Annotated in this window: 24 protein-coding genes; 9 read left to right on the top strand and 15 right to left on the bottom strand. The window is 66.9% G+C overall.

The window, feature by feature from the left end:
• The first annotated feature begins 2 nt into the window (after nucleotides 1-2).
• Both EV379_RS06960 and EV379_RS06955 read left to right on the top strand, forming a co-directional pair.
• Nucleotides 3-464, top strand: a complete 462-nt coding sequence (locus EV379_RS06960; RefSeq protein ID WP_130505495.1) for a GNAT family N-acetyltransferase — start codon at nucleotides 3-5, stop codon at nucleotides 462-464.
• Entirely contained in the window at nucleotides 464-745 is a 282-nt protein-coding gene (locus EV379_RS06955; RefSeq protein WP_130505494.1) for a hypothetical protein, read from the top strand. The genes EV379_RS06960 and EV379_RS06955 overlap by 1 nt, the downstream gene beginning before the upstream one ends.
• Before the next feature lie 57 nt (nucleotides 746-802).
• Here the strand turns inward: EV379_RS06955 and EV379_RS06950 are convergent, their stop codons facing one another.
• The 6 genes from EV379_RS06950 to sufB all read right to left on the bottom strand — a co-directional run bounded on the left by EV379_RS06950 (nucleotide 803) and on the right by sufB (nucleotide 5,857).
• Entirely contained in the window at nucleotides 803-1,651 is an 849-nt protein-coding gene (locus tag EV379_RS06950) for a class I SAM-dependent methyltransferase (RefSeq protein ID WP_242616274.1), read from the bottom strand.
• 71 nt (nucleotides 1,652-1,722) lie between these two features.
• Nucleotides 1,723-2,052 carry a metal-sulfur cluster assembly factor gene (locus EV379_RS06945; RefSeq protein WP_120256825.1) on the bottom strand — a complete coding sequence of 110 codons (330 nt, stop codon included), beginning with the start codon at nucleotides 2,050-2,052 and terminating at the stop codon, nucleotides 1,723-1,725.
• 4 nt (nucleotides 2,053-2,056) lie between these two features.
• Nucleotides 2,057-2,821, bottom strand: coding sequence for a Fe-S cluster assembly ATPase SufC (gene sufC / locus EV379_RS06940; RefSeq protein ID WP_130505493.1), 765 nt, complete (start codon nucleotides 2,819-2,821; stop codon nucleotides 2,057-2,059).
• A 64-nt stretch (nucleotides 2,822-2,885) separates the two neighbouring features.
• Entirely contained in the window at nucleotides 2,886-3,212 is a 327-nt protein-coding gene (locus tag EV379_RS06935; protein ID WP_130505492.1) for a non-heme iron oxygenase ferredoxin subunit, read from the bottom strand.
• Entirely contained in the window at nucleotides 3,212-4,408 is a 1,197-nt protein-coding gene (sufD, locus tag EV379_RS06930; protein WP_130505491.1) for a Fe-S cluster assembly protein SufD, read from the bottom strand. The genes EV379_RS06935 and sufD overlap by 1 nt, the downstream gene beginning before the upstream one ends.
• 30 nt (nucleotides 4,409-4,438) lie before the next feature.
• Nucleotides 4,439-5,857 (bottom strand): Fe-S cluster assembly protein SufB, encoded by a 1,419-nt coding sequence (gene sufB / locus EV379_RS06925; protein WP_130505490.1) that lies wholly within the window; start codon nucleotides 5,855-5,857, stop codon nucleotides 4,439-4,441.
• 282 nt (nucleotides 5,858-6,139) lie between these two features.
• Here sufB and EV379_RS06920 point away from each other — a divergent pair, with 282 nt between their 5' ends.
• Nucleotides 6,140-7,078, top strand: coding sequence for a COX15/CtaA family protein (locus EV379_RS06920; RefSeq protein ID WP_130505489.1), 939 nt, complete (start codon nucleotides 6,140-6,142; stop codon nucleotides 7,076-7,078).
• 204 nt (nucleotides 7,079-7,282) lie between these two features.
• On the opposite strand, the gene EV379_RS06915 is transcribed toward EV379_RS06920, so the two are convergent.
• The gene (locus EV379_RS06915; protein WP_130505488.1) at nucleotides 7,283-8,203 is read right to left on the bottom strand and encodes a heme o synthase; all 921 of its coding nucleotides are present in this window, start codon (nucleotides 8,201-8,203) and stop codon (nucleotides 7,283-7,285) included.
• A gap of 269 nt (nucleotides 8,204-8,472) precedes the next feature.
• On the opposite strand from EV379_RS06915, the gene tkt reads away from it, so the two are divergent.
• Genes tkt through pgl form a run of 6 tightly spaced genes read left to right on the top strand, consistent with a single transcriptional unit; the run spans nucleotide 8,473 to nucleotide 16,603 of the window.
• Complete coding sequence (tkt, locus tag EV379_RS06910) at nucleotides 8,473-10,566, top strand: transketolase (RefSeq protein WP_130505487.1); 2,094 nt, start codon at nucleotides 8,473-8,475, stop codon at nucleotides 10,564-10,566.
• Between the two features lie 25 nt (nucleotides 10,567-10,591).
• Entirely contained in the window at nucleotides 10,592-11,704 is a 1,113-nt protein-coding gene (tal, locus tag EV379_RS06905; RefSeq protein ID WP_130505486.1) for a transaldolase, read from the top strand.
• On the top strand, nucleotides 11,701-13,305 hold the full coding sequence (locus EV379_RS06900; protein ID WP_130505485.1) for a glucose-6-phosphate isomerase: 1,605 nt from the start codon (nucleotides 11,701-11,703) through the stop codon (nucleotides 13,303-13,305). Before tal ends, EV379_RS06900 begins: the two co-directional genes overlap by 4 nt.
• 36 nt (nucleotides 13,306-13,341) lie before the next feature.
• Nucleotides 13,342-14,883 (top strand): glucose-6-phosphate dehydrogenase, encoded by a 1,542-nt coding sequence (gene zwf, locus EV379_RS06895; RefSeq protein ID WP_130505484.1) that lies wholly within the window; start codon nucleotides 13,342-13,344, stop codon nucleotides 14,881-14,883.
• Complete coding sequence (locus EV379_RS06890) at nucleotides 14,880-15,836, top strand: glucose-6-phosphate dehydrogenase assembly protein OpcA (RefSeq protein WP_130505483.1); 957 nt, start codon at nucleotides 14,880-14,882, stop codon at nucleotides 15,834-15,836. Before zwf ends, EV379_RS06890 begins: the two co-directional genes overlap by 4 nt.
• Nucleotides 15,833-16,603 carry a 6-phosphogluconolactonase gene (gene pgl, locus EV379_RS06885; RefSeq protein ID WP_130505482.1) on the top strand — a complete coding sequence of 257 codons (771 nt, stop codon included), beginning with the start codon at nucleotides 15,833-15,835 and terminating at the stop codon, nucleotides 16,601-16,603. The genes EV379_RS06890 and pgl overlap by 4 nt, the downstream gene beginning before the upstream one ends.
• Before the next feature lie 65 nt (nucleotides 16,604-16,668).
• Here the strand turns inward: pgl and EV379_RS06880 are convergent, their stop codons facing one another.
• The 8 genes from EV379_RS06880 to rapZ all read right to left on the bottom strand — a co-directional run bounded on the left by EV379_RS06880 (nucleotide 16,669) and on the right by rapZ (nucleotide 23,240).
• Nucleotides 16,669-17,037, bottom strand: a complete 369-nt coding sequence (locus EV379_RS06880; RefSeq protein ID WP_130505481.1) for an RNA polymerase-binding protein RbpA — start codon at nucleotides 17,035-17,037, stop codon at nucleotides 16,669-16,671.
• A gap of 74 nt (nucleotides 17,038-17,111) precedes the next feature.
• The gene (gene secG / locus EV379_RS06875) at nucleotides 17,112-17,363 is read right to left on the bottom strand and encodes a preprotein translocase subunit SecG (protein ID WP_055840151.1); all 252 of its coding nucleotides are present in this window, start codon (nucleotides 17,361-17,363) and stop codon (nucleotides 17,112-17,114) included.
• Between the two features lie 121 nt (nucleotides 17,364-17,484).
• Nucleotides 17,485-18,273, bottom strand: a complete 789-nt coding sequence (gene tpiA / locus EV379_RS06870; RefSeq protein WP_130505480.1) for a triose-phosphate isomerase — start codon at nucleotides 18,271-18,273, stop codon at nucleotides 17,485-17,487.
• Entirely contained in the window at nucleotides 18,267-19,478 is a 1,212-nt protein-coding gene (locus tag EV379_RS06865; protein ID WP_130505479.1) for a phosphoglycerate kinase, read from the bottom strand. Before EV379_RS06865 ends, tpiA begins: the two co-directional genes overlap by 7 nt.
• A gap of 11 nt (nucleotides 19,479-19,489) precedes the next feature.
• Nucleotides 19,490-20,497 carry a type I glyceraldehyde-3-phosphate dehydrogenase gene (gap, locus tag EV379_RS06860; RefSeq protein ID WP_130505478.1) on the bottom strand — a complete coding sequence of 336 codons (1,008 nt, stop codon included), beginning with the start codon at nucleotides 20,495-20,497 and terminating at the stop codon, nucleotides 19,490-19,492.
• Between the two features lie 96 nt (nucleotides 20,498-20,593).
• Complete coding sequence (locus EV379_RS06855; RefSeq protein WP_130505477.1) at nucleotides 20,594-21,220, bottom strand: superoxide dismutase; 627 nt, start codon at nucleotides 21,218-21,220, stop codon at nucleotides 20,594-20,596.
• Between the two features lie 105 nt (nucleotides 21,221-21,325).
• Nucleotides 21,326-22,306 carry a DNA-binding protein WhiA gene (gene whiA / locus EV379_RS06850; RefSeq protein WP_130507340.1) on the bottom strand — a complete coding sequence of 327 codons (981 nt, stop codon included), beginning with the start codon at nucleotides 22,304-22,306 and terminating at the stop codon, nucleotides 21,326-21,328.
• Between the two features lie 58 nt (nucleotides 22,307-22,364).
• Nucleotides 22,365-23,240 carry an RNase adapter RapZ gene (gene rapZ / locus EV379_RS06845; RefSeq protein ID WP_130505476.1) on the bottom strand — a complete coding sequence of 292 codons (876 nt, stop codon included), beginning with the start codon at nucleotides 23,238-23,240 and terminating at the stop codon, nucleotides 22,365-22,367.
• Nucleotides 23,241-23,273: the final 33 nt, after the last annotated feature.

Here is a 23,273-nt window from a genome sequence, read left to right as displayed (position 1 = left end):
GCATGACTGTGCAGATTCGACCCATTGCCGACGGCGACTTCTTCAACTGGATCGGCCTCTTCGAGGGCTACACCACGTTCTACAAGCGTGAGTTCACCGACCAGCAGGCCCTCATCGTGTGGAGCTGGCTGAGCGACAAGAACCACGAGACCTTCGGTTTCGTCGCTGAGCGCGACGGCGAGCTGATCGGCCTCGCGCACCTGCGTGAGTTCGCCCAGCCCCTCGAGGCCACCCGCGGGCTCTTCCTCGACGATCTCTTCGTCGCGGAATCGGCCAGGGGCACCGGTGTCGGCTCCGCGCTGCTCGAGACGGCCAGGGAGTACGCCAAGGAGCACAAGCTCAGCGGCGTCAGCTGGATCACGGCCGCAGACAACGAGGTTGCCCAGGTGCTCTACGACAAGGTCGCAACGCGCACCGACTGGATCACCTACGAGATGGACATCACCGCCGGAAGCGACGCCTGATGCAGCTCGGCAAGCGCTGGGCGTTCGGCGAGAGCGCCCCGAGCACGCTCCCCGAGGTCGTCCTCGTGGCGATCGAGGCCGTCGAGAGCGATGCTCCGGATGCCGCGATCGACCGCTCGGCCTGGCGCTGGACGCTGACCTGGCTCGAGGGTAAGCCCGTGCTCGAGCTCGATGACGGCACGGTTATCCGCTACGACGCGGAGGCCGACAGCGCCACCATCACGCAGCGGATCCCGGCCAGCACGAGCGACTTCGCCGAGAGCGACGACGACGACTGGTAAGGATTTCGACAGGCTCTATCAACGGTTCCCTCTGGTTGAGCCTGTCGAAACCGAGAGCTACTTCACCGCGATGATCTCGCCGTGGGGCATGCCGAACCAGCCGTCGGCGTCCGCCGCCCAGTAGCGCCAACCGTCCGCCATCGCGTGCAGATCGTTGAGTGATGCCGCACCGGTCTCGATCGCCTGGGCCGCGAAGCTCGACTCGAGCGCGCGTTCGGCCCAGGTGCTCCCCCACCAGTCGCGCTCGGCATCCGTGGCGAAACACCACATCGACGCCGAACTCGTCACGGAGGCGAAACCGGCGTGCCGCGCCCACGCCTTGAGCGCGCGGCCCGCATCGGGGTCGCCGCCGTTGCCGCGGTGCACGGTGAGCAGCGTCCGCAGCCAGCTGTCGAGGGCCGGCACAGCCGGGTACCACGAGGTGGATCCGTACACGACGTCGCGTGCGGCGAACACGCCGCCCGGCTTCAACACGCGCCGGATCTCCCGCATCGCGTCGACCGGGCGGGCGAGGTGCTGCATCACCTGGTGGGCGTGCACGACGTCGAAGCTATTGTCGGCGAATTCGAGGGCGTAGACGTCGCCGACCCTGAAGCTGACCGTGTCGACGCCGTTGTCGTGGGCGAGGGCCGCCGCCTGCTCGACGACCTCAGCCGACGAGTCGATTCCGACGACGGTGCCTGGCGCGATGCGGCGGGCGATGTCGATCGAGATCGTGCCCGGCCCACTTCCGACGTCGAGAACCTGCTGGCCGGCTGCGAGGTGCGGCAATAGATAGGCGGCGGAATTCTGCACCGTGCGCCACGAATGTGAGCGCAGCACGCTCTCGTGGTGGCCGTGAATGTACCGCTCGCGCGGAGCGATTTCGCTGCGATCTGCGTCGGGGTTCATGAATTGACTGCCCATGGTGCGAGCCTACTGCGACGACGAACGGCCCGCCTCCCTCGGGAGACGGGCCGTTCTGCGTTCGGTGCTGCCTAGATCGCGAAGCCGAGCGCGCGCATCATGTCGCGGCCGTCGTCGGTGATCTTCTCCGGACCCCACGGCGGCATCCACACCCAGTTGATGCGGAACTGCTCGACGACACCGTCCAGTGCCTCGGCGGTCTGCTCCTCGAGCACATCGGTGAGCGGGCAGCCGGCGCTGGTCAGCGTCATGTGGATGACGAGGGCGTCGTTCTCGTCGTCCCAGCCGAGGTCGTAGATGAGCCCGAGGTCGACAATGTTGATGCCGAGCTCCGGGTCCATCACGTCCTTGAGCGCCTCTTCGATCTCGTCGTAACGCGCCGGCGCGAGTGTGCTGGTCATAGAACTAGCCTACGTTCGTGCCGGTGAGAAAGCGATCGTATCCCTCATCCTCAAGGCGATCTGCAAGCTCACGGCCGCCCTGCTCCGCGATGCGGCCGTTGACGAAGACGTGCACGAAGTCGGGCTCGATGTAACGGAGGATGCGGGTGTAGTGCGTGATCAGCAGGATGCCGAGGCCCGTGTTCGCCTTGGCGCGGTTCACGCCCTCCGAGACGATCTTGAGCGCGTCGACGTCGAGGCCGGAGTCGGTCTCGTCGAGGACGGCGAACTTCGGCTTGAGCAGTTCGAGCTGGAGGATCTCGTTGCGCTTCTTCTCGCCACCGGAGAAGCCCTCGTTCACGTTGCGCTCGGCGAAGGAGGAGTCCATGCGCAGGGCGTCCATGGCGGAGCGGACGTCCTTGATCCAGTGACGGATGCTGGGAGCCTCGCCCTCGATGGCGGTCTTCGCCGTGCGGAGGAAGTTGGTGTTGCTCACGCCGGGAAGCTCGACCGGGTACTGCATGGCCAGGAAGAGGCCGGCGCGGGCGCGCTCGTCGACGCTCATGTCGAGCACCTCTTCGCCGTCGAGGAGGATGGAGCCACCCTCGACGTGGTACTTGGGGTGGCCGGCGATCGTGTAGGCCAGGGTCGACTTGCCGGAGCCGTTCGGCCCCATGACGGCGTGGATCTCGCCCTCGTTGATGGTCAGGTCGACGCCGCGCAGGATCTGCTTGGTGCCCTGGTCGGTCTCAACGTTGACGTGCAGGTCCTTGATTTCAAGAACAGACATAGTGTTCAATCTCTTTCGTTTTCGGCGCGCCAGCGCCGGTCAAGTGGGTGCGGTGCCTGAAAGGTCAGACGGCCAGCGTGACGGCCGTGTCGATGTAGATGTCGCCGTCGACAAGCTCAACCTTGTAGACGGGGACCGGCTCGTAGGCCGGGAGGGTGAGCGGCTTGCCCGTGCGCAGCGAGAACTGCGATCCGTGGGCCCAGCACTCCAGCGTGTCGTCCTCGACGAAGCCCTCGGAGAGGGAGATGTCGCCGTGGGTGCAGGTGTCGCCGATGGCGAACACCTCCCCTGCGGCATCCTTCACGAGTGCGATGGAGACGCCATCGATGTCGACCTTGACGGCCTGGTTCGTTTCGAGCTCGTCGAGCGCGCAGATCCTGCTGGCGGCCATCAGAGCACCGATCCCGTGAGCTCGGCCTCGAGCACGCCCTGGAGGCGTTCCTCGAGCGGGGCCGAGCCGATCTGCTGGATGATCTCGCTGAGGAATCCGCGCACGACGAGGCGGCGGGCCTCCTCCTCTGGAATACCGCGCGACTGCAGGTAGAAGAGCTGCTCGTCGTCGAATCGACCGGTCGCGCTGGCGTGGCCGGCGCCGGCGATGTCGCCGGTCTCGATCTCGAGGTTCGGGATCGAGTCTGCACGCGTTCCCTCGCTCAGGACGAGGTTGCGGTTCTGCTCGTAGCTGTCCGTTCCCGTTGCCTTCGGGCCGATGAGCACGTCACCGATCCACACGGTGCGGGCATCCTGGCCCTGCAGCGCGCCCTTGTAGTTGACGCGCGAGCGCGAGTGCGGTGCGTCGTGGTGCACGTACACCTGCTGCTCGAGGTGCTGGCCGGCGTCGGCGAAGTAGAGGCCGAAGGCCTCGACGTCGGAGCCGGACTCGGCGAGGTGGGTCGTCGGGTTCACCCGGACGACCTCTCCACCGAGGGAGACGACGATGTGCTTGAGCTTGGCGTCACGGCCGACACGCGAGAAGTGGTTGGCCAGGTGCACGGCACCGTCGTTCCACTGCTGCACGCTGACGACGCTGAGGTTCGCCGACTCGCCGACGAGGATCTCGACGTTCTCGGTGATGCGGGCGTCGCCGGCGTTCTCGAGCACGATGCGCGCGTTGCTGAACGGCGCGGCCTCGATCACGATGTGCGCGGCGCGGGCTGCTGCACCGAGCGTGCTGCGGGAGAGCGTGAGCTCCTTCGCGTCCTCGCCGGTCACCGAGATGAGCAGTGCCTTCTCGAAGTTGGTCCACGCGTTGGCGGATGCACGCTCCTCCGGCTTGCCGGCCGAGCCAATGCGGGCGTCGTCGCGGTCGATCCAGCTGACGCTGACGCCTGCGGCATCCGTGGCGCTGAACTCGTACGGCGAACCGTCGAGCTCGCCGTCGAGCAGGTCGGCGAACTTGGCGACCGGGGAGAGCTTCCACACGGCCTCACGGCCGGTGATGACCGGGAAGTCGCTGTGCTCGAAGGAGGCGAAGCGGGCCGAGCGGGTCTGCACGGGGGCGAGACCCCAGCCGCCGTCGCTGTGCTTCTTCAGGCCGTGCTGGCCGGGTTCGACGAGGCTCGCGGTCGGCGTCGCGGAAGTGGGCATGGTTGTACTGGGTGTCGAGGCGGCGGTCATTTAGCCGACGGATCCTTCCATGCCCATTTCGATGAGCTTGTTGAGTTCAAGGGCGTATTCCATGGGCAGCTCGCGCGCGATCGGCTCGATGAAGCCGCGCACGATCATGGCCATGGCTTCGGTCTCGTCGATGCCGCGGCTCATCAGGTAGAAGAGCTGCTCCTCGCTGACCTTCGAGACCGTTGCCTCGTGGCCGAGCTGCACGTCGTCGACGCGGATGTCGATGGCCGGGTAGGTGTCGGAGCGCGAGATGCTGTCGACCAGCAGGGCGTCGCAGACGACGCTGTTCTTGGAGTGGTGGGCGTTGGCGGCGATGCGCACCTCGCCGCGGTAGCCGGCACGGCCGCCGCCGCGGGCGATCGACTTGGAGACGATCGACGACTGCGTGTACGGAGCCATGTGCACCATCTTGGCGCCGGCGTCCTGGTGCTGGCCGGGGCCGGCGAAGGCCACGGAAAGCGTCTCGCCCTTGGCGTGCTCGCCCATCAGGAAGATCGACGGGTACTTCATGGTGACCTTGGAGCCGATGTTTCCGTCGACCCATTCCATGGTCGCGCCCTCTGCCGCGGTCGCCCGCTTGGTGACCAGGTTGTAGACGTTGTTCGACCAGTTCTGGATCGTCGTGTAGCGAACGCGGGCGTTCTTCTTGACGATGATCTCGACCACGGCGGAGTGCAGCGAGTCGCTCTTGTAGATCGGCGCGGTGCAGCCCTCGATGTAGTGAACGTAGCTGCCCTCATCGGCGATGATCAGCGTGCGCTCGAACTGGCCCATGTTCTCGGTGTTGATGCGGAAGTAGGCCTGCAGCGGGATCTCGACGTGCACGCCAGGCGGCACGTAGACGAAGGAGCCACCTGACCAGACAGCCGTGTTCAGCGCGGCGAACTTGTTGTCGCCGGAGGGGATGACGGTGCCGAAATACTCCTCGAAGAACTCCGGGTGCTCCTTGAGCGCCGTGTCGGTGTCCATGAAGATGACGCCCTGGGCCTCGAGCTCTTCGTTGATCTGGTGGTAGACCACCTCGGACTCGTACTGGGCCGCGACGCCGGCGACGAGGCGCTGGCGCTCGGCCTCGGGGATTCCGAGCTTCTCGTAGGTGTTCTTGATGTCGTCGGGCAGGTCTTCCCAGCTCTGGGCCTGCTTCTCGGTCGACCGAACGAAGTACTTGATGTTGTCGAAGTCGATCTCGCTGAGGTCGGCGCCCCACGTCGGCATCGGCTTGCGGCCGAAGAGCTCGTAGCCCTTGAGGCGGCGTTCGAGCATCCAGGCCGGTTCAGATTTCAGGGCCGAAATGTCGGAGACAACCTCCTTCGAGATTCCTCGACGGGCGGATGCACCAGCGGCATCCGGGTCAGACCATCCGAACTCGTAGACACCAAGTGACTCGAGCTCGGGGCGGTCGATGAGCACGTCCGACATTCTCTACCTCTTCTCCTGCCCGCTGTAACCGGATATCAGTCCGGCTCATTCCCGTACCAAGCGCGAATGCGTCTGGCATCGATGAACGATTGTGCGGGTGGCTGCATTGCGTACCTAAGATATTCAAAGACCAACTGTCGGAGCGCGCGGCTCTGCGTCGTGTGACGCATCGGCGCGTGACAGCGGTTCTCAAATCAATTGATTCTACAGCCACAAGGCTGAGGATCGGCGTGCGCGACGCTCAGCTTCGCGCAAAGCATCAATCATGAAGGCGAATACACGGTGAAGCGCATCTACAACTGGCTGCCAACTCAGGTCGATGGGCGCGTGCGACTGTTCGCCTGGCTCTCGTTCATCACGGAGCTGGTGATCATCGTCACCGGCGGCGCCGTGCGCCTGACCGGCTCGGGGCTCGGCTGCCCAACCTGGCCGCTCTGCACCCCGGAATCCCTGGTTCCCACGCCGGAGATGGGCATCCACGGCGTGATCGAGTTCAGCAACCGCATGATGTCTGGCGTCGTCGGCATCATCGCGGTGATCATGGTGCTGCTCGTGCTGCGCATGCGCAGGGAGCGCCGCGAGCTCTGGGTGCTCTCCCTCGTGCTCCTCATCGGCGTCGTCGCCCAGGCCGTCGTCGGCGGCATCACCGTGCTGACGGGGCTCCACCCCTTCATCGTCGGATTCCACTACACGGCGTCGCTCATCATGTGCTGCGTCGCCGCCGCGCTGATCATCCGCGCATACGCGGTGCCCGGCCCGCGCGAATCCGCCGTTCCGCGCTGGTTCAAGATCACCGCGCACGTGACGACGTTCTTCGTCGCGCTCACGATCGCGATGGGCGTGCTGACGACGGCATCCGGCCCGCACTCCGGCGACCTCAACGCCGCCCGCACCGGTTTCAACGCCGAGCTGTTCGAACACCTGCACGCGTGGCCGGCATACGCCACCTTCGCCCTGACGCTGTTCCTCGCGATCACCTCGATGAACTTCCGCGGCACCGCTGTGCACCGGTGGACCCTCTACCTGCTGGCCGTCGAGGTCATGCAGATCGCCGTCGGCCTGATCCAGGCCAACACCGGCCTGCCCGAGGCGCTCGTCGCGACGCACATGCTGCTCGCGGCCCTGCTCGCCTCGACGATGACCGCGGTCGTGCTCAGCCTCAAGAAGCCCGTCGCCGTCGCGGCTCCGGTCGCCGAGGCCTCCCCCGCTGCCGTCGCCTAGGCGCCACGGCTCCAGCTCGGAGAAACGGCCCCCTTCCCGCGCGGAAGGGGGCCGTTTCTACGAGTTCGGGGCGCCCCGATCAGCTGAGACGCTCAGGGCTTGCAGGGAAGCGACATCCGGGGCACGCGAGTGCGTCGTGCCCAACTCGTAGAAACGGCCCCCTCCCGGGATGGGAGGGGGCCGTTTCTACGAGCTCGGCGGTGCCTAGAAGGGCAGCAGCGGGTCGACTCCGACGGCGACGAAGAGCAGCGTCAGGTAGGCGATGGAGCCGTGGAAGACCCGCATCGGCGAGACCTCGCTGTGGCGGATCGCGTGGCTGTACAGGCGGTGCGTCTCGTAGATGAACCAGCCACCCGTCACCAGGGCGACGGCCGTGTAGAGCAGGCCCATGCCGGCGACGGGGATGAGCAGCAGGGAGCACGCGACGGTCGCCCACGCGTAGAGGATCGTCTGCAGCCCGACCTGGGCGCGGCCGCGCACGACGGCGAGCATCGGCACGCCGGCCGCCTTGTAGTCGTCGCGGTACTTCATCGAGAGCGGCCAGTAGTGCGGCGGCGTCCAGAGGAAGATGATCGCGAACAGGATGATCGGCGGCCAGGTGATGTCCCCGGTCACGGCGGCCCAGCCGATGAGCACGGGCATGCAGCCGGCGACGCCGCCCCAGACGATGTTCTGGGCGGTGCGGCGCTTGAGGATCAGGCTGTAGAAGACGACGTAGAGCAGGATGGCACCGAGCGAGAGTGCCGCGGCGAGCCAGTTGGTCGTGAGCCAGAGCCAGACGATGGATGCGGCGCCCAAGCCGTAGGCGAAGACGAGGGCCTCGCGGTCGCTCAGCTCCCCCGTGACGAGGGGACGGTTCTTCGTCCGCTTCATCACCCGGTCGATGTCGCGGTCGATGTAACAATTGAACGCCCCGGCCGACCCGGCGCTCATCGCACCGCCGATCAGGGTGGCAAGCACGAGCCACAGGCTCGGGATGCCGTTCTGCGCCAGAATCATCGTCGGAGCCGTGACCACGAGCAGCAATTCGATGACGCGCGGCTTCGTCAGTGCCCAGTAGGCCCGGAGCTTGCGCCGCAGATCGGGTCGCTGACTCTGGGTGCGATTCTCTAGTGCGACGTCCATTGCTCCTCTTACAGCCGGGTTCTCAGCCAATTCTAGGCCACGAATGCATAACGGGCTGCAGCGAGCAATCGTCACATCAATGCGCGTGGCTGAGTGCTGTCTCTATACTGAAGAAGCTCGCCGGTCTCCAACGTGCGCACAAGTATTTCGGCCCATCTGTGGCGAGTTGCGCGCGTCGGGGATGAGCCAATGACGATTTCGGCGCGGCATACCTCAACGGGAGCAGGCGCGGAATGCGCTGCCCCAACGCTTAGAAGGGTCAGTATCCAGTGGCAGATCTGCAATGGGATTCCATTGATAACAAGGCAGTTGACACCGCCCGTATTCTCGCGGCAGACGCAGTGGAGAAGGTCGGCAACGGCCACCCCGGTACGGCCATGAGCCTCGCCCCGGCCGCATACCTCCTGTTCCAGAAGGTCATGCGCCGTGACCCGTCCGACCAGCACTGGCTCGGCCGCGACCGCTTCGTGCTCTCGGTTGGCCACAGCTCGCTGACCCAGTACGTGCAGCTCTACCTCGGCGGCTACGGCCTCGAGCTCGACGACCTCAAGGCGCTGCGCACCTGGGGCTCCAAGACCCCCGGCCACCCCGAGTTCGGGCACACCGACCACGTCGAGATCACCACCGGCCCGCTCGGCCAGGGCCTCGCCTCCGCCGTCGGTTTCGCCTACGCCGCCCGTTTCGAGCGTGGCCTCTTCGACCCGGATGCCGCAGCAGGCACGAGCCCGTTCGACCACTTCGTCTACGTGATCGCCGGTGACGGCGACCTGCAGGAGGGCGTCACCAGCGAGGCATCCTCGCTCGCCGGCCACCAGCAGCTCGGCAACCTCATCGCGATCTACGACAGCAACCAGATCTCCATCGAGGACGACACCCAGATCGCCTTCACCGAGGACGTCGCCAAGCGCTACGAGTCCTACGGCTGGCAGGTGCTCACCGTCGACTGGAAGAAGACGGGCGAGTACGTCGAGGACATGGTCGAGCTGAACGCCGCCATCGAGGCAGCCAAGGGCGAGACCGACAAGCCGAGCCTCATCGTGCTGAAGACCATCATCGGATGGCCGAGCCCGAAGAAGCAGAACTCAGGCAAGATCCACGGTTCGGCGCTCGGCGCCGAGGAGCTCGCCGCCGTCAAGGAGGTGCTCGGCTTCGATCCCGCCGAGAGCTTCGCCGTCTCCGACGAGGTCATCGCGCACACCCGCAAGGCCGTCGAGCGTGGCGCAGAGCAGCACGCAGAGTGGCAGAAGGGCTTCGACGCCTGGGCCGCAGCCAACCCGGAGCGCAAGGTCCTCCTCGACCGCGTCCTCAGCGGCGAGCTGCCCGACGAGGCCGAGTCCGCTCTGCCCGTCTTCGAGGGCGGCACCTCGGTGTCGACCCGCGCGGCATCGGGCAAGGTCATCAACGCCCTCGCCGGCGTCATCCCCGAGCTCTGGGGCGGCTCGGCCGACCTCGCCGAGTCGAACCTCACGACCATCAACGGTTCGGCCTCCTTCGTGCCGAGCGAGCACTCCACGCACGAGTGGACGGGCAACCCCTACGGCCGCGTGCTGCACTTCGGCATCCGCGAGCACGCCATGGCGTCGATCATCAACGGCATCGTCCTGCACGGCAACACCCGCGCATTCGGCGGCACCTTCCTGATCTTCAGCGACTACATGCGTCCCGCCGTCCGTCTGGCTGCCCTCATGAAGGTCCCGTCGATCTTCGTCTGGACCCACGACTCCGTCGCCCTCGGCGAGGACGGCCCGACCCACCAGCCGATCGAGCAGCTCTCGACGCTGCGCGCGATCCCCGGCCTGGATGTCGTGCGCCCCGGCGACGCCAACGAGGTCAGCTACGCCTGGCTCGAGATCCTCAAGCGTCGCGGTGGCCCTGCCGGCATCGCGCTGACCCGTCAGAACATCCCCGTGTTCGAGCGTGGTGACGGCGACGCATCCGGCGACGTGCTGGCCTCGGCCAAGAACGTGGCCAAGGGCGCGTACGTGCTCGCGGATGCCGCAAACGGCACCCCCGACGTCATCATCATCGCCACCGGCTCCGAGGTGCAGCTCGCCCTCGCCGCCCGCGAGGAGCTCAAGGCGGACGGCGTTCACGCCCGCGTCGTCTCGGCTCCGAGCCTCGAGTGGTTCCAGGAGCAGTCTGCGGAGTACCGCGAGTCGGTTCTGCCGAAGAATGTCACGGCCCGGGTATCGGTTGAAGCCGGTCTGGCGTTGACATGGAATAGCTACATCGGAGACCAGGGTCGCGCCGTCTCGATCGAGCACTATGGTGCATCGGCCGACTACCAGACACTCTTCACCAAGTTCGGCATCACGACCGAAGCCGTCGTGGCCGCCGCCAAGGAATCGATCGCGTCGGCGTAAGCCGCGCAAAGGAGTATTGAACACAATGACTGAAGCAACTCCCCTCGCCCAGCTGTCCGCGGCCGGCGTCAGCATCTGGCTCGACGACCTCTCCCGTGAGCGCATCGTCTCCGGCGGCCTGCAGAAGCTGATCGACGAGAAGAACGTCGTCGGCGTCACCACGAACCCGACGATCTTCGCCAGCGCGCTGGCGAACGGCCACGCCTACGAGGCGCAGGTCGCCGAGCTCGCGGCATCTGGTGCCAGCGTCGACGAGGCGGTCTTCGAGATCACCACCCGCGACGTCGCCGACGCCAGCGACATCTTCCGCCCGGTCTACGACGCCAGCAACGGTGTCGACGGCCGCGTGTCGATCGAGGTCGAGCCGGGCCTCGCCCACGACGCGGCGGGCACCATCGCCCAGGCCAAGCAGCTCTGGGCCAAGGTCGACCGCGCGAACGCCATGATCAAGATCCCCGCGACCATCGCGGGCCTCGAGGCCATCACCGAGACGATCGCCGCCGGCATCAGCGTCAACGTGACCCTGATCTTCAGCCTGGCCCGCCACCAGCAGGTCATCGACGCCTACATCGCCGGACTCGAGAAGGCCAAGGCCAACGGCCACGACCTCTCGACAATCCACTCGGTTGCCTCCTTCTTCGTGTCGCGTGTCGACACCGAGATCAACAACCGTCTCGACGCGATCGGCAGCGACGAGGCCATCGCACTGAAGAGCAAGGCCGGCGTCGCCAACGCGCAGCTCGCCTACGACGTGTTCATCAAGGCCTTCGAGACGGAGCGCGCGGCGGCCCTGCTCGCCGCCGGCGCCAACGCGCAGCGCCCGCTCTGGGCCTCGACCGGTGTCAAGGACCCGAGCCTGCCCGACACGCTCTACGTGACCAACCTGGTCGCCGCGAACGTCGTCAACACGATGCCGGAGAAGACGATGGAGGCGACGTTCGACCACGGCGTCATCACCGGCGACACCGTCACCGGCTCCTACGCAGACGCCCAGGCCGTTCTCGACGCGCTTGCGGCAGTCGGCGTCTCCTACGACGACGTCACCGAGCTGCTCGAGTCCGAGGGTGTCTCCAAGTTCATCATCTCGTGGGGCGAACTGCTCGAGACGGTCAAGGTCGCCCTCGAGGCAGCCAAGTGAGCATCAAGATCGCGGTGAGCGGCGCTGCAGCTGAGGCTGTGCGCCGCCACCTCGGCACCCTCGTCGCTGACGAGGTCGCGTCGGGCATCACCGCGTTGAACCCGACCCTGTGGGGCGAGGATGCCGAGGCCGAGTCGGCGATCCGCCTGGGCTGGACCGAGTCGGTCGCGATCTCGCGCCCGCTCGTCCCCGAGATCGTCGCCCTGCGCGACGAACTGCGCGCCCAGGGCGTCAGCCACATCGCCCTCGCGGGCATGGGCGGCTCCTCGCTGGCCCCGGAGGTCATCACCAGGACGATGGGCGTCGAGCTCACCGTTCTGGACTCCACCGACCCCGGCCAGGTCCTCGCGGCGCTGAACGACCGCCTCAGCGAGACGGCGATCGTCGTCTCGTCGAAGTCGGGATCGACCGTCGAGACCGCCAGCCAGCGTCGCGTCTTCGAGAAGGCGTTCACGGATGCCGGCATCGACCCCGTCACCCGCGTCATCGTCGTCACCGACCCCGGTTCGCCGCTGGACGTCTCGGCCCGTGCCGCCGGTTACCGCGTGTTCAACGCGGACCCGAACGTCGGTGGCCGCTACTCGGCACTGACCGCGTTCGGCCTCGTGCCGTCCGGTCTCGCCGGCGTTGACATCGCCCAGCTCCTCGACGAGGCAGAGGCCATCTCGCTGCCCCTCGCCGTCGACAACGAGGAGAACCCCGGCCTCATCCTGGGCGCCGCGATCGCGGGCACGTCGCCGCTGCGCGACAAGCTCGGTCTGCTCGCGGACGGCACGCACATCGTCGGCCTGCCCGACTGGGTCGAGCAGCTCATCGCGGAGTCGACGGGCAAGCTCGGCACCGGCCTGCTCCCCGTCGTCCTCGACGATGGCGCAGCGGAGATCACGGCGGGGCTCGATGACTTCCTGCTCGTTCGCCTGGTCGACGACGCCGGTCACCACCTCTTCCCCGGCGGAGACGCCAATGAGGTGCGCGTGAGCGGAACGCTCGGCGCGCAGTTCCTCGTCTGGGAGTACGCGACCGTCGTCGCCGGTCGCCTGCTTGGCATCAACCCCTTCGACCAGCCCGACGTCGAGTCGGCCAAGATCGCAACCCGTGGCCTTCTGGACGCACGCCCAGAGCCAGCACCGGCCGCCTTCGTCTCCGAGGGCATCGAGGTGCGCGGCACCCCTGAGGTCATCGGAGCGGCCAGCGACCTGCAGTCCGCGATCGACGTGCTGATCGAGGAGGTGCCGGAGGACGGCTACATCTCGATCCAGGCATACGTCGACCGTCTGGCGCTGCCGCAGCTCGCCGAGCTCCGTGCGATCCTCGCCGAACGCAGCGGACGCCCGGTCACCTTCGGCTGGGGCCCTCGCTTCCTGCACTCGACCGGTCAGTTCCACAAGGGCGGTCCAGCGGTCGGCGCGTTCCTGCAGATCCTCGCCACCCCGGCCGAGGACCTCGCGATCCCCGAGAGCCCGTTCACCTTCGGTGAGCTCATCCAGGCCCAGGCCAGTGGAGACGCCAGCGTGCTGGCTGCCCACGGACGCCCCGTCCTCACTCTCACGCTGACGGATGCCGCGGCAAACGTGAGCACCCTGTTCGACGCCGCCCGCTGAGCGCGAGCACTCCATCTCATCTCTTCGAGGAGCTTCATGGCACCGGTGAACATCACCGCGGATTCCAACCCACTGCGGTCGCCGGCCGACTACCGCTTGAACCGCATCGCCGGTCCGAGCGGGCTCATCATCTTCGGCGTGACAGGCGATCTGTCCCGCAAGAAGCTGATGCCGGCCGTCTACGACCTGGCCAACCGCGGACTGCTGCCCCCCGGCTTCGGTCTCGTCGGCTTCGCCAGACGCGACTGGGCCGACCAGGACTTCATGCAGGTCGTGCACGATGCCGTCAAGGAGCATGCACGCACCGAGTTCCGCGAGGAAGTCTGGCAGCAGCTGGCGCAGGGAATCCGGTTCGTCCCCGGAACCTTCGACGATGAGAATGCGTTCGCGCAGCTCAAGGAGACGATCGACGAGCTGGATCGAGAGCGTGGAACCATGGGCAACCATGCGTTCTACCTCTCGATCCCGCCAAAGGCGTTCCCCCAGGTCACCGAACAACTGAGCAAGTCCGGCCTCGCGGCCGGCAAGGACGGCGCCTGGCGTCGCGTCGTGATCGAGAAGCCGTTCGGCAGCGATCTGAAGACGGCGCGCGAGCTCAACGCCGTCGTCGAGTCGGTCTTCCCGGCCGACTCGGTGTTCCGCATCGACCACTACCTCGGCAAGGAGACCGTCCAGAACATCCTGGCGCTCCGCTTCGCCAACCAGCTCTACGAGCCGATCTGGAACGCCAACTACGTTGACCACGTGCAGATCACGATGGCGGAGGACATCGGCGTCGGTGGCCGTGCCGGCTACTACGACGGGATCGGCGCTGCCCGCGACGTCATCCAGAACCACCTGCTGCAGCTGCTCGCCCTCACCGCGATGGAGGAGCCGATCTCCTTCGACGCCTCCGCGCTCCGCGCCGAGAAGGAGAAGGTCCTCGCCGCCGTTCGTCTGCCGGAGGATCTCGGCACCGGCACGGCCAGGGGCCAGTACGGCGGCGGTTGGCAGGGCGGCGAGAAGGTTCTCGGCTTCCTCGATGAGGACGGCATGGACCCCGAGTCGCTGACCGAGACCTACGCGGCCATGAAGCTGACCATCGGCACCCGCCGCTGGGCCGGCGTGCCGTTCTACCTGCGGGCAGGCAAGCGCCTCGGCCGCCGGGTGACCGAGATCGCCGTCGTCTTCAAGCGTGCCCCGCAGCAGCTCTTCGCTGACAGCCAGACCTCGGAGCTCGGCCAGAACGCCCTCGTCATCCGGGTCCAGCCCGATGAGGGCGTCACGATCCGTTTCGGCTCCAAGGTGCCGGGCGCCGGCATGCAGGTGCGCGACGTCACGATGGACTTCGGCTACGGCCACGCGTTCACCGAGGCGAGCCCCGAGGCATACGAGCGTCTCATCCTCGACGTGCTCCTCGGCGACCCGCCGCTCTTCCCCCGGCACGAGGAGGTCGAGCTCTCCTGGAAGATCCTCGACCCGATCGAGGAGTTCTGGGCGACGCAGGGCCAGCCCGAACAGTACAGCCCCGGCAGCTGGGGTCCCAGCTCGGCCGATGAACTTCTGGCCCGCGACGGCCGTGTCTGGAGGCGTCCATGATCATCGATCTGCCCAACACCACCATCAGCCAGGTGTCCAAGGCCCTCGTCAAGATGCGCGAGGAGAACGGCGTCGTCGCCCTCGGCCGCGTGCTGACGCTGATCATCTCGGCGTCCACTGGCTCTGAGGAGGTGGCGATCGAGGCCGCGAACGACGCGTCCCGTGAGCACCCGATGCGGGTGCTCGTCGTGTGCGCCAACGGCGACTCCACGCTCGAGGCCCGCCTCGACGCCGAGATCCGCGTCGGCGGAGACGCGGGTGCCAGCGAGGTCATCATCCTGCGCGCCAGCGGCGAGGCCGCCAGCGACGAGCAGAGCCTCGTCATGGGCCTGCTGCTGCCGGACGCCCCGGTCGTCACCTGGTGGCCCGGGACCGCACCCGCCGTGCCCGGTCATGCGCCGCTCGGCCGGATCGCCCACCGACGCATCACGGATGCCTCCGCGCAGCCGAACCCGCAGGCGGCGCTCGCGCAGCTCGCCGCGAGCTACATGCCTGGCGACATCGACTTCGCGTGGACCCGCCTGACGCTCTGGCGTGCTCAGCTGGCCGCCGTGCTCGACCAGCCGCCGTACTCCCCCGTCACCTCCGTGCACGTCGAGGGCAGCGACGACTCACCGTCGACGACGCTGCTGAGCGCCTGGCTGCACTCGGCGCTCGAGGCGCCGACCGAGTACGTGCTGACGCCAGGCGCGACGTCGCACGGCATCCACAGCGTGCGCATGGAGCGTTCGACCGGCGCCATCGACCTCACCCGCTCCGTCGCCGGTGTCGCCGTGCTGACCCAGCCGGAGCAGCCGACCCACAGCCTCGCCCTGCCCCGCCGCAATCTGCGCGACTGCCTGGCCGACGAGCTGCGCCGTCTCGACCCGGATGAGCTCTACGGCCAGGTCATCACGGAGGCCCTCGCTAGACTCGGTGCATCACAGCCGATCACGACGGGACCAGCCGCATGACCAATGAACGCCGGGTGCTCGTGCATCCAGACAAGCAGGCACTCGCCGGCTCTGTCGCCGCTCGATTCATCACCAAGACGCTCGACATCCTCGACGACCTTGGCAGCGCGAACATCGTGCTGACGGGCGGCTCGATGGGCTCGGGCGTGTTGGCGGCCGTCAACGAGTCCAGCGCGCGGGACACGCTCGACTGGTCGCGTATCCACTTCTGGTGGGGCGACGAGCGCTGGCTGCCTGCCGGTGACCCGGAGCGCAACGACCAGCAGGCGTTCGACGCCCTGCTCGGCCACATCGACATCCCGGCCGAGAACATCCACCGCTTCCCGGCCTCCGACGGCGCACTCGACCTGGACGAGGCGGCAGACGCCTACGCGGCCGAGCTCGCCGCCCACGCCGAAGAGGGCGCTGAGCTGCCCCGTCTCGACATCACCTTCCTCGGTGTCGGGCCGGACGGCCACGTCGCCTCCCTGTTCCCGCACCGCTCCGGCATCCAGGTGAACGACCGCTCGGTGATCGCCGTGCGCAATTCGCCCAAGCCGCCGGCAGAGCGCCTGAGCCTGACGCGTCCGGTGCTGAACCACTCCGACCGTGTCTGGATGGTCCTCGCCGGATCCGACAAGGCGCCCGCCCTCGGCCTGGCCCTGGCCGGCGCGAGTCGCGACGAGGTTCCTGCCGGTGGCATCAAGGGCCGCAAGCGCACGGTGTTCTTCATCGACCGTGACGCAGCGGCCGAGGTACCAGAGTCCCTCATCGCCCCCTCGTACTGAGCGGAGCAACAGAAAAGCCCCAGCCGATCCGGCTGGGGCTTTTCTGTTGTGTTCAGTCACATGGACTAGTTGCTGCTTGAAACCTTGCCGCGGCGGACGCGGAGCTGCTCGAGCGCCTCTTCGAGGAGCTGCTCAGCCTCTTCCTCCGTGCGACGCTCCTTCACGTAGGCGAGGTGCGTCTTGTACGGCTCGAGCTTCGCCAGCGACGGGGGGTTCTCCTTGTCGCGGCCGGCCGGGAGACCGGACTGCGGGGAGTCGATCGTCAGCGGGATCTCCTCATCGGGCAGGATCGCCGAGAAGTAGCGGACGGTCTCGTTGCCGAGAGCATCCCAGTAAGAAACGGCCACGCGGTCCGCGTGGTAGCCGCGGTCCTGTTCGCCCATGGGGCCTGCGCCGACGCGCGATCCCCGAATTGCACTGCCACCCGATGCCATGGCTGCCTCCGCTGCTGTGTTGAATAGAGCTGTGAATTGATGCTGTGTGACGGAGCCGCCGGGGCGGCGCCGAGTTAGAGCCCTGTGTCGAACTTGGTGATGAGGCCGAGCACGATGATGCTCGAGACCCAGACAAGACCAAGGATGACGGTGATCCGGTTGAGGTTGCGCTCTGCGACACCCGATGCGCCGAGGTTGCTGGTCATGCCTCCACCGAACATGTCGGAGAGACCGCCACCGCGACCCTTGTGCAGCAAGATCAGCATGGTCAGCAGCAGGCTCGTCAAACCGAGAATGACCTGCATTACTACCTGGAGAATTTCCACGAGAAACCTTTCACAATGCGAAGCAGGGACGCCGCGCCAAGACCACAGACAATTATAGCCCGGCGCGGCACCCGTTCACCGGATGCCGCGCCGAGGCCCTTGTCGTTCCGACCGTTTCGGACTACAGACCGACGTGCTGCTTGAAGCGGCTGATGCTGGCGAACTCGTTGATGTCGAGGCTCGCGCCGCCGACGAGGGCGCCGTCGACGTTCGGCTCACGCATGAATCCGGCGATGTTGCCCGACTTGACCGAACCGCCGTAGAGGATGCGGGTCTTCGCGGCGACATCGTCACCGAGCAGCTCGACGAGCACGGCGCGAAGCGCGGCCGCGACCTGCTCAGCCTGCTCTGGCGTTGCGGCCTGGCCGGAGCCGATGGCCCAGACCGGCTCGTAGGCGACGACGAGGTCGGCCGCTCCGCTCACGCCGGCGAGTGCCGCGCGCAGCTGGGCGACGGGAACGGCGCTCGGGCCGTGCTTCTCCAGGTCTTCCGCCGTCTCGCCGACGCAGATGATCGGGGCGATGTCGTGTGCGAGAGCCGCAGCGACCTTGGCCGCGACCTGCTCGTCGGTCTCACCGTGCAGGGTGCGACGCTCCGAGTGACCGATGATCACGTAGCGGCACTCGAGCTGGGCGAGGAACGCGGCCGAGATCTCGCCGGTGTACGCACCGGAGACGTGCTCCGAGACGTCCTGCGCGCCGAAGGCGAGCGGGAGCTTGTCGGCCGAGACCAGCGTCTGAACACTGCGCAGATCGGTGAACGGGGGGAACACGGCGACCTCGACGGCACTGAAGTCGTGCTTGGCCTCCGTCAGGTTCCACGCCAGCTTCTGCACGAAGGCGATGGCCTGGAGGTGGTCCAGGTTCATCTTCCAGTTGCCCGCGATGAGGGGGGTTCTATTCACTACCATCCGAGTACCTCCAGACCGGGAAGTCGCTTGCCTTCGAGGAACTCGAGGCTGGCACCTCCACCGGTCGAAATGTGACCAAACTGGTCATCGTTGAAATCGAGTGCGCGCACGGCTGCGGCTGAATCGCCACCGCCGACGACGCTGAGGCCGGTGACCTCGGTGAGAGCCTCGGCAACGGCACGGGTGCCCGCTGCGAAGGGGGCGAGCTCGAAGACGCCCATCGGGCCGTTCCAGAACACGGTCGTCGAGGCACGGATGACCTCCGCGAACCGCGCGGCGGTGTCCGGTCCGATGTCGAGTCCCAGCCCGGATGCACCGAACGGGGTGTCTTCGATGGCGTCGGCCGCACGCACGAGAACCTCGGCGTCCGCACCGAACTTCGAGGCGACGACGACATCCGTCGGCAGGACGATCTCGACGCCCAGGCGCTCCGCCTCGGCCAGGTAGCCCTTGACGGTGTCGATCTGGTCGACCTCGAGCAGGCTCGATCCGACCTTGTGGCCGAGGGCCGCAAGGAAGGTGAAGAGCATGCCGCCGCCGATGAGCAGCGAGTCGACGCGCGGCAGCAGGTGGCCGATCACGCCGAGCTTGTCTGAGACCTTGGATCCGCCGAGGACGACGGCGTACGGCCGCTCGGGGTTCTCGGTCAGGCGGTCGAGCACATCGAGCTCTGCGGCGATCAGGAGACCGGCGGCGCTCGGGAGCAGCTCGGCCAGTTCGTAGACGCTCGCCTGCTTGCGGTGCACGACACCGAAGCCGTCGGAGACGAGTGCGTCACCGAAGGCCGCGAGCTCGGCTGCGAAGGCCGCCCGTTCCTCGGCGACCTTGGAGGTCTCCCCCGCGTTGAAACGCAGGTTCTCGAGAACGGCGATCTCGCCGTCGGCGAGGGCGGCGACCGTCGCCTGCGCCGAAGCGCCGACGGTGTCGGTCGCGAAGGCAACGGGCTTGCCCAGGAGCTCGCCGAGACGGCGGGCGACCGGGGCAAGGCTGTAGCGCTCATCCGGTGCCCCATCAGGGCGCCCGAGGTGTGAGACGACGCTCACGCGGGCGCCCTGAGCGAGCAGAGCGGTGAGGGTGGGCAGAGACGCTCGCACACGACCGTCATCTGTGATCTGGCCGTCCTTCAGCGGAACGTTCAGGTCGCAGCGCACGATGACGTGCTTGCCTGCGAGTGGCCCGAGGGAATCAATCGTGCGCAGCGTCACGCCCTACCCGCTTAGAGGGTCTCGGAGACGAAGACGGTGAGGTCAACCAGACGGTTGGAGTAGCCCCACTCGTTGTCGTACCAGGAAGCAACCTTGACCTGGTCGCCGATCACCTTGGTGAGGCCGGCGTCGAAGATCGAGGAGTGCGGGTCGCCGACGATGTCGCTGGAGACGATCGGGTCCTCGGTGTAGCTGAGGATGCCCTTGAGGGGGCCCTCTGCTGCAGCCTTGTACGCGGCGTTGACCTCTTCGACGGTGACGGGGCGCGAAGCGGTGACCGTCAGGTCGGTGATGGAGCCGGTGGGGATCGGAACACGCAGCGCGTAGCCGTCGAGCTTGCCGACGAGCTCGGGGATGACGAGGCCGAGGGCCTTGGCAGCACCGGTGGAGGTCGGAACGATGTTGACGGCTGCTGCACGGGCGCGGCGGAGGTCGCTGTGCGGGCCGTCCTGCAGGTTCTGGTCTGCCGTGTAGGCGTGAACGGTGGTCATCAGGCCACGCTCGATGCCGAAGTTGTCCAGGAAGACCTGAGCCAGCGGCGCGAGGCAGTTCGTGGTGCAGGAGGCGTTGGAGATGACGTCGTGGACCGCTGCGTCGTAGCTCTGCTCGTTGACACCGAGAACGATGGTCGCGACGTTCTCGCCGGTGGCGGGAGCGGAGACGAGGACCTTCTTGGCGCCGGCCTCGATGTGCTTGCGGGCAAGCTCAGCCTTGGTGAAGAAACCGGTGGACTCGATGACGATGTCGACACCCAGCTCACCCCAGGGGAGGTTCGACGGGTCACGCTCGGCGAGGACCTTGATGGCCTTGCCGTTGACGACGATGCTGTCGCCCTGAAGCTCGACGGTGGCGTCGAGGCGCCCGGCGACAGAGTCGTACTTGAGCAGGTGAGCGAGGGTCTTGGGATCGGTGAGGTCATTGACCGCAACAATCTCAATGTCGCTGCCCTTGGCGAGGGCGGCGCGGAAGTAGTTGCGGCCAATGCGGCCGAATCCGTTGATACCGATCTTGACGGTCACGAAAGTACTCCTGTTACTGAGGCGCTGAGCGCGTGGGATGGACGAAACAAGAATGAGACGACGGTGTCCCCTGGCGGTGCCCGGGGACACCATCCGCTATGACAGTATCAGCAGGCCGTTGGTCTTTACGCGCGCTGCGTCGAAGCGTGACTGCACGTTGGCCCAGTCGACGATGTTCCAGAAGGCCTTGACGTAGTCGGCCCGAACATTGCGGTAGTCGAGGTAGTAGGCGTGCTCCCAGACGTCGAGCATGAGCAGCGGAACCGTGCCTGCTGCGAAGTTCGCCTGCTGGTCGAAGAACTGCTGGATGATCAGCTGCTGGCCGATCGAGTCCCAGGCCAGAACCGCCCAGCCCGAACCCTGCACGCCGAGGGCGGTCGCGGTGAAGTGCGCCTGGAACTTCTCGAAGGAACCGAAGAAGTCGTCGATCGCGGCGGCGAGCTCGCCGACCGGCTTGTCGCCACCGTTCGGCGACATGTTGGTCCAGAAGATCGAGTGGTTGACGTGGCCGCCGAGGTTGAAGGCGAGGTCCTTCTGCAGCTTGTTGACGTTCGCCAGGTTGCCGTTGTCACGAGCCTCGGCGAGCTGGGCGAGCGCGGTGTTCGCCCCGGTCACGTAGGCCTGGTGGTGCTTGCTGTGGTGCAACTCCATGATCGCACCGCTGATGCTCGGCTCGAGTGCCGAGTAGTCGTAGGCGAGCTCAGGCAGCGTGTATTCAGCCATTGATTTTCTCCTCTTTCGTGACCGCGAGATTCGCGACCGATTGCGACATTTTCAGTCTACTGATGGCAACCATGGGGCCACCGATCATGTTCCGCGACCGCGAAATCAGACGTCATCCAGGTCGGCGGGAAGGTTGGCGTCGGTTCCGGGGATGCCGAGATCCGCCGCCTTCTTGTCCGCCATCGCGAGCAGGCGGCGGATGCGGCCGGCCACGGCGTCCTTGGTCATCGGCGGCTCGGCGTGGTGGCCGAGTTCGTCGAGGCTGGAGTCGCGGAAACGCAGGCGCAGCTCCCCCGCGTACTTCAGGTGATCGGGGATGTCGGCGCCGAGGATCTCCATGGCGCGCTCGACCCTGGCGCATGCGGCGACGGCGGCCTGCGCGCTGCGGCGGAGGTTCGCGTCGTCGAAGTTGACCAGGCGGTTCGCGGTGGCCCGCACCTCACGGCGCTGGCGCAGCTCTTCCCAGTTGCGCACCGTCTGCTCTGCACCCATGTGCACGAGCATCGCGCTGATGGCGTCTCCGTCCCGGATCACCACACGGTGGACACCGCGCACCTCACGGGCCTTCGCGGCGATCCCGAGACGGCCGGCGGCGCCGACCAGGGCCATGGCTGCCTCGTTGCCAGGGCACGTGATCTCCAGTGCTGCGGAGCGGCCAGGATCGGTCAGGGTGCCTGCCGCGAGGAACGCTCCACGCCACACGGCGGCGATCTCCTCACGCGAGCCCGTGGTCAGGCGGTTCGGCAGACCACGGATCGGGCGGCGGCGGGCGTCGAGCAGGCCGGTCTGGCGGGCGAGCGTCTCGCCACCTTCCAGCACGCGGACGAGGTAGTTGTTGGTGCGACGAAGCCCGGAGGCCGCGATCACAGAGACGTCGCTGCGCACACCATAGAGTTCGGCGAGATCCTTGCGCACGCGGCGCGCGAGCACGGTTGAGTCGAGCTCGGATTCGACGGCGATGCGGCCGGAGATCATGTGCAGACCTCCGGAGAAGCGCAGGATCGTCGCGAGCTCGGCCGCCCGGACCGTGGTCTTTGCGACCTCGACTCGGGAGAGTTCTTCTTTAACGTCGGCGGTGAGAGCCAATCGTGTTTCCATTCTTTGCAGTGCCAAAAGGCGTGGACAGGCAGCCGGGTGCGGCTGCCTATTCGCGTCCGAGGTCCCGATGCCTCACACTCACTGCCACCCGGGGAAGGCCGCCGATCAATGTCGACAGCTCCTTCACCATGGCGACGGAGCGGTGCTTGCCGCCGGTGCAACCGACGGCGATCGTGACGTGACGTTTATTCTCGCGCTGGTAGCCGGCGAGCACTGGCTCGAGTGCGGCTGCGTAGCGTTCGAGGAATTCGTGGGCGCCCGGCTGTCCGAGCACATAGTCGGCGACATCGCCGTCGAGGCCGGTGTGGGGGCGCAATTCGGGAACCCAGAACGGGTTGGGGAGGAAACGGGCGTCCGCGACCATGTCGGCGTCCGTCGGCACGCCGTACTTGAAGCCGAAGCTCAGCAGCGTCACACTCACGCCGGCGACATCCTGCTCGGAGAACCGCTCCCGCGTTGCCGTCGCCAGCTGGTGGATGTTCAGTTCCGTGGTGTCGATGAGGATGTCGCTCGCCCCGCGGATCGCCGCGATGCGCGCCCGCTCGGCCGCGATGCCGTCCAGCAGCGTCCCATCGCCCTGCAGCGGGTGGGGCCGGCGCACCGACTCGAAGCGGCGCACCAGCACATCGTCCGATGCATCGAGGAAGACGACCCGCAGCTCCGTTCCGCCGGCGCGGAGCGCCTGGATGATCTCCTGCAGCTCGGAGAAGAAGTTGCCGCCGCGGATGTCGACGACGGCCGCGATCTTGGGCAGGCTCGATCCGGCGCGCCCGGCGAGATCGACGAAGGGGCGCAGCATCTGCGGGGGGAGGTTGTCGACAACGTACCAACCGAGGTCTTCAAGAGCGTTCGCTACGGTCGAACGACCGGCTCCGGACATTCCCGTGACGATCAGCATCTCGTGCTGCCGGGCATCCGCCATGGCAGATTCTCACCTTCGCTAGAAGAACTGGTG

The sequence above is a fragment of the Microterricola gilva genome (assembly GCF_004217495.1).
In the GTDB taxonomy this organism is placed as follows: Bacteria; Actinomycetota; Actinomycetes; order Actinomycetales; family Microbacteriaceae; genus Microterricola; species Microterricola gilva.
Note: the sequence above shows the minus strand (reverse complement) of the source record. Positions and strands in the feature narration are given on the sequence as shown.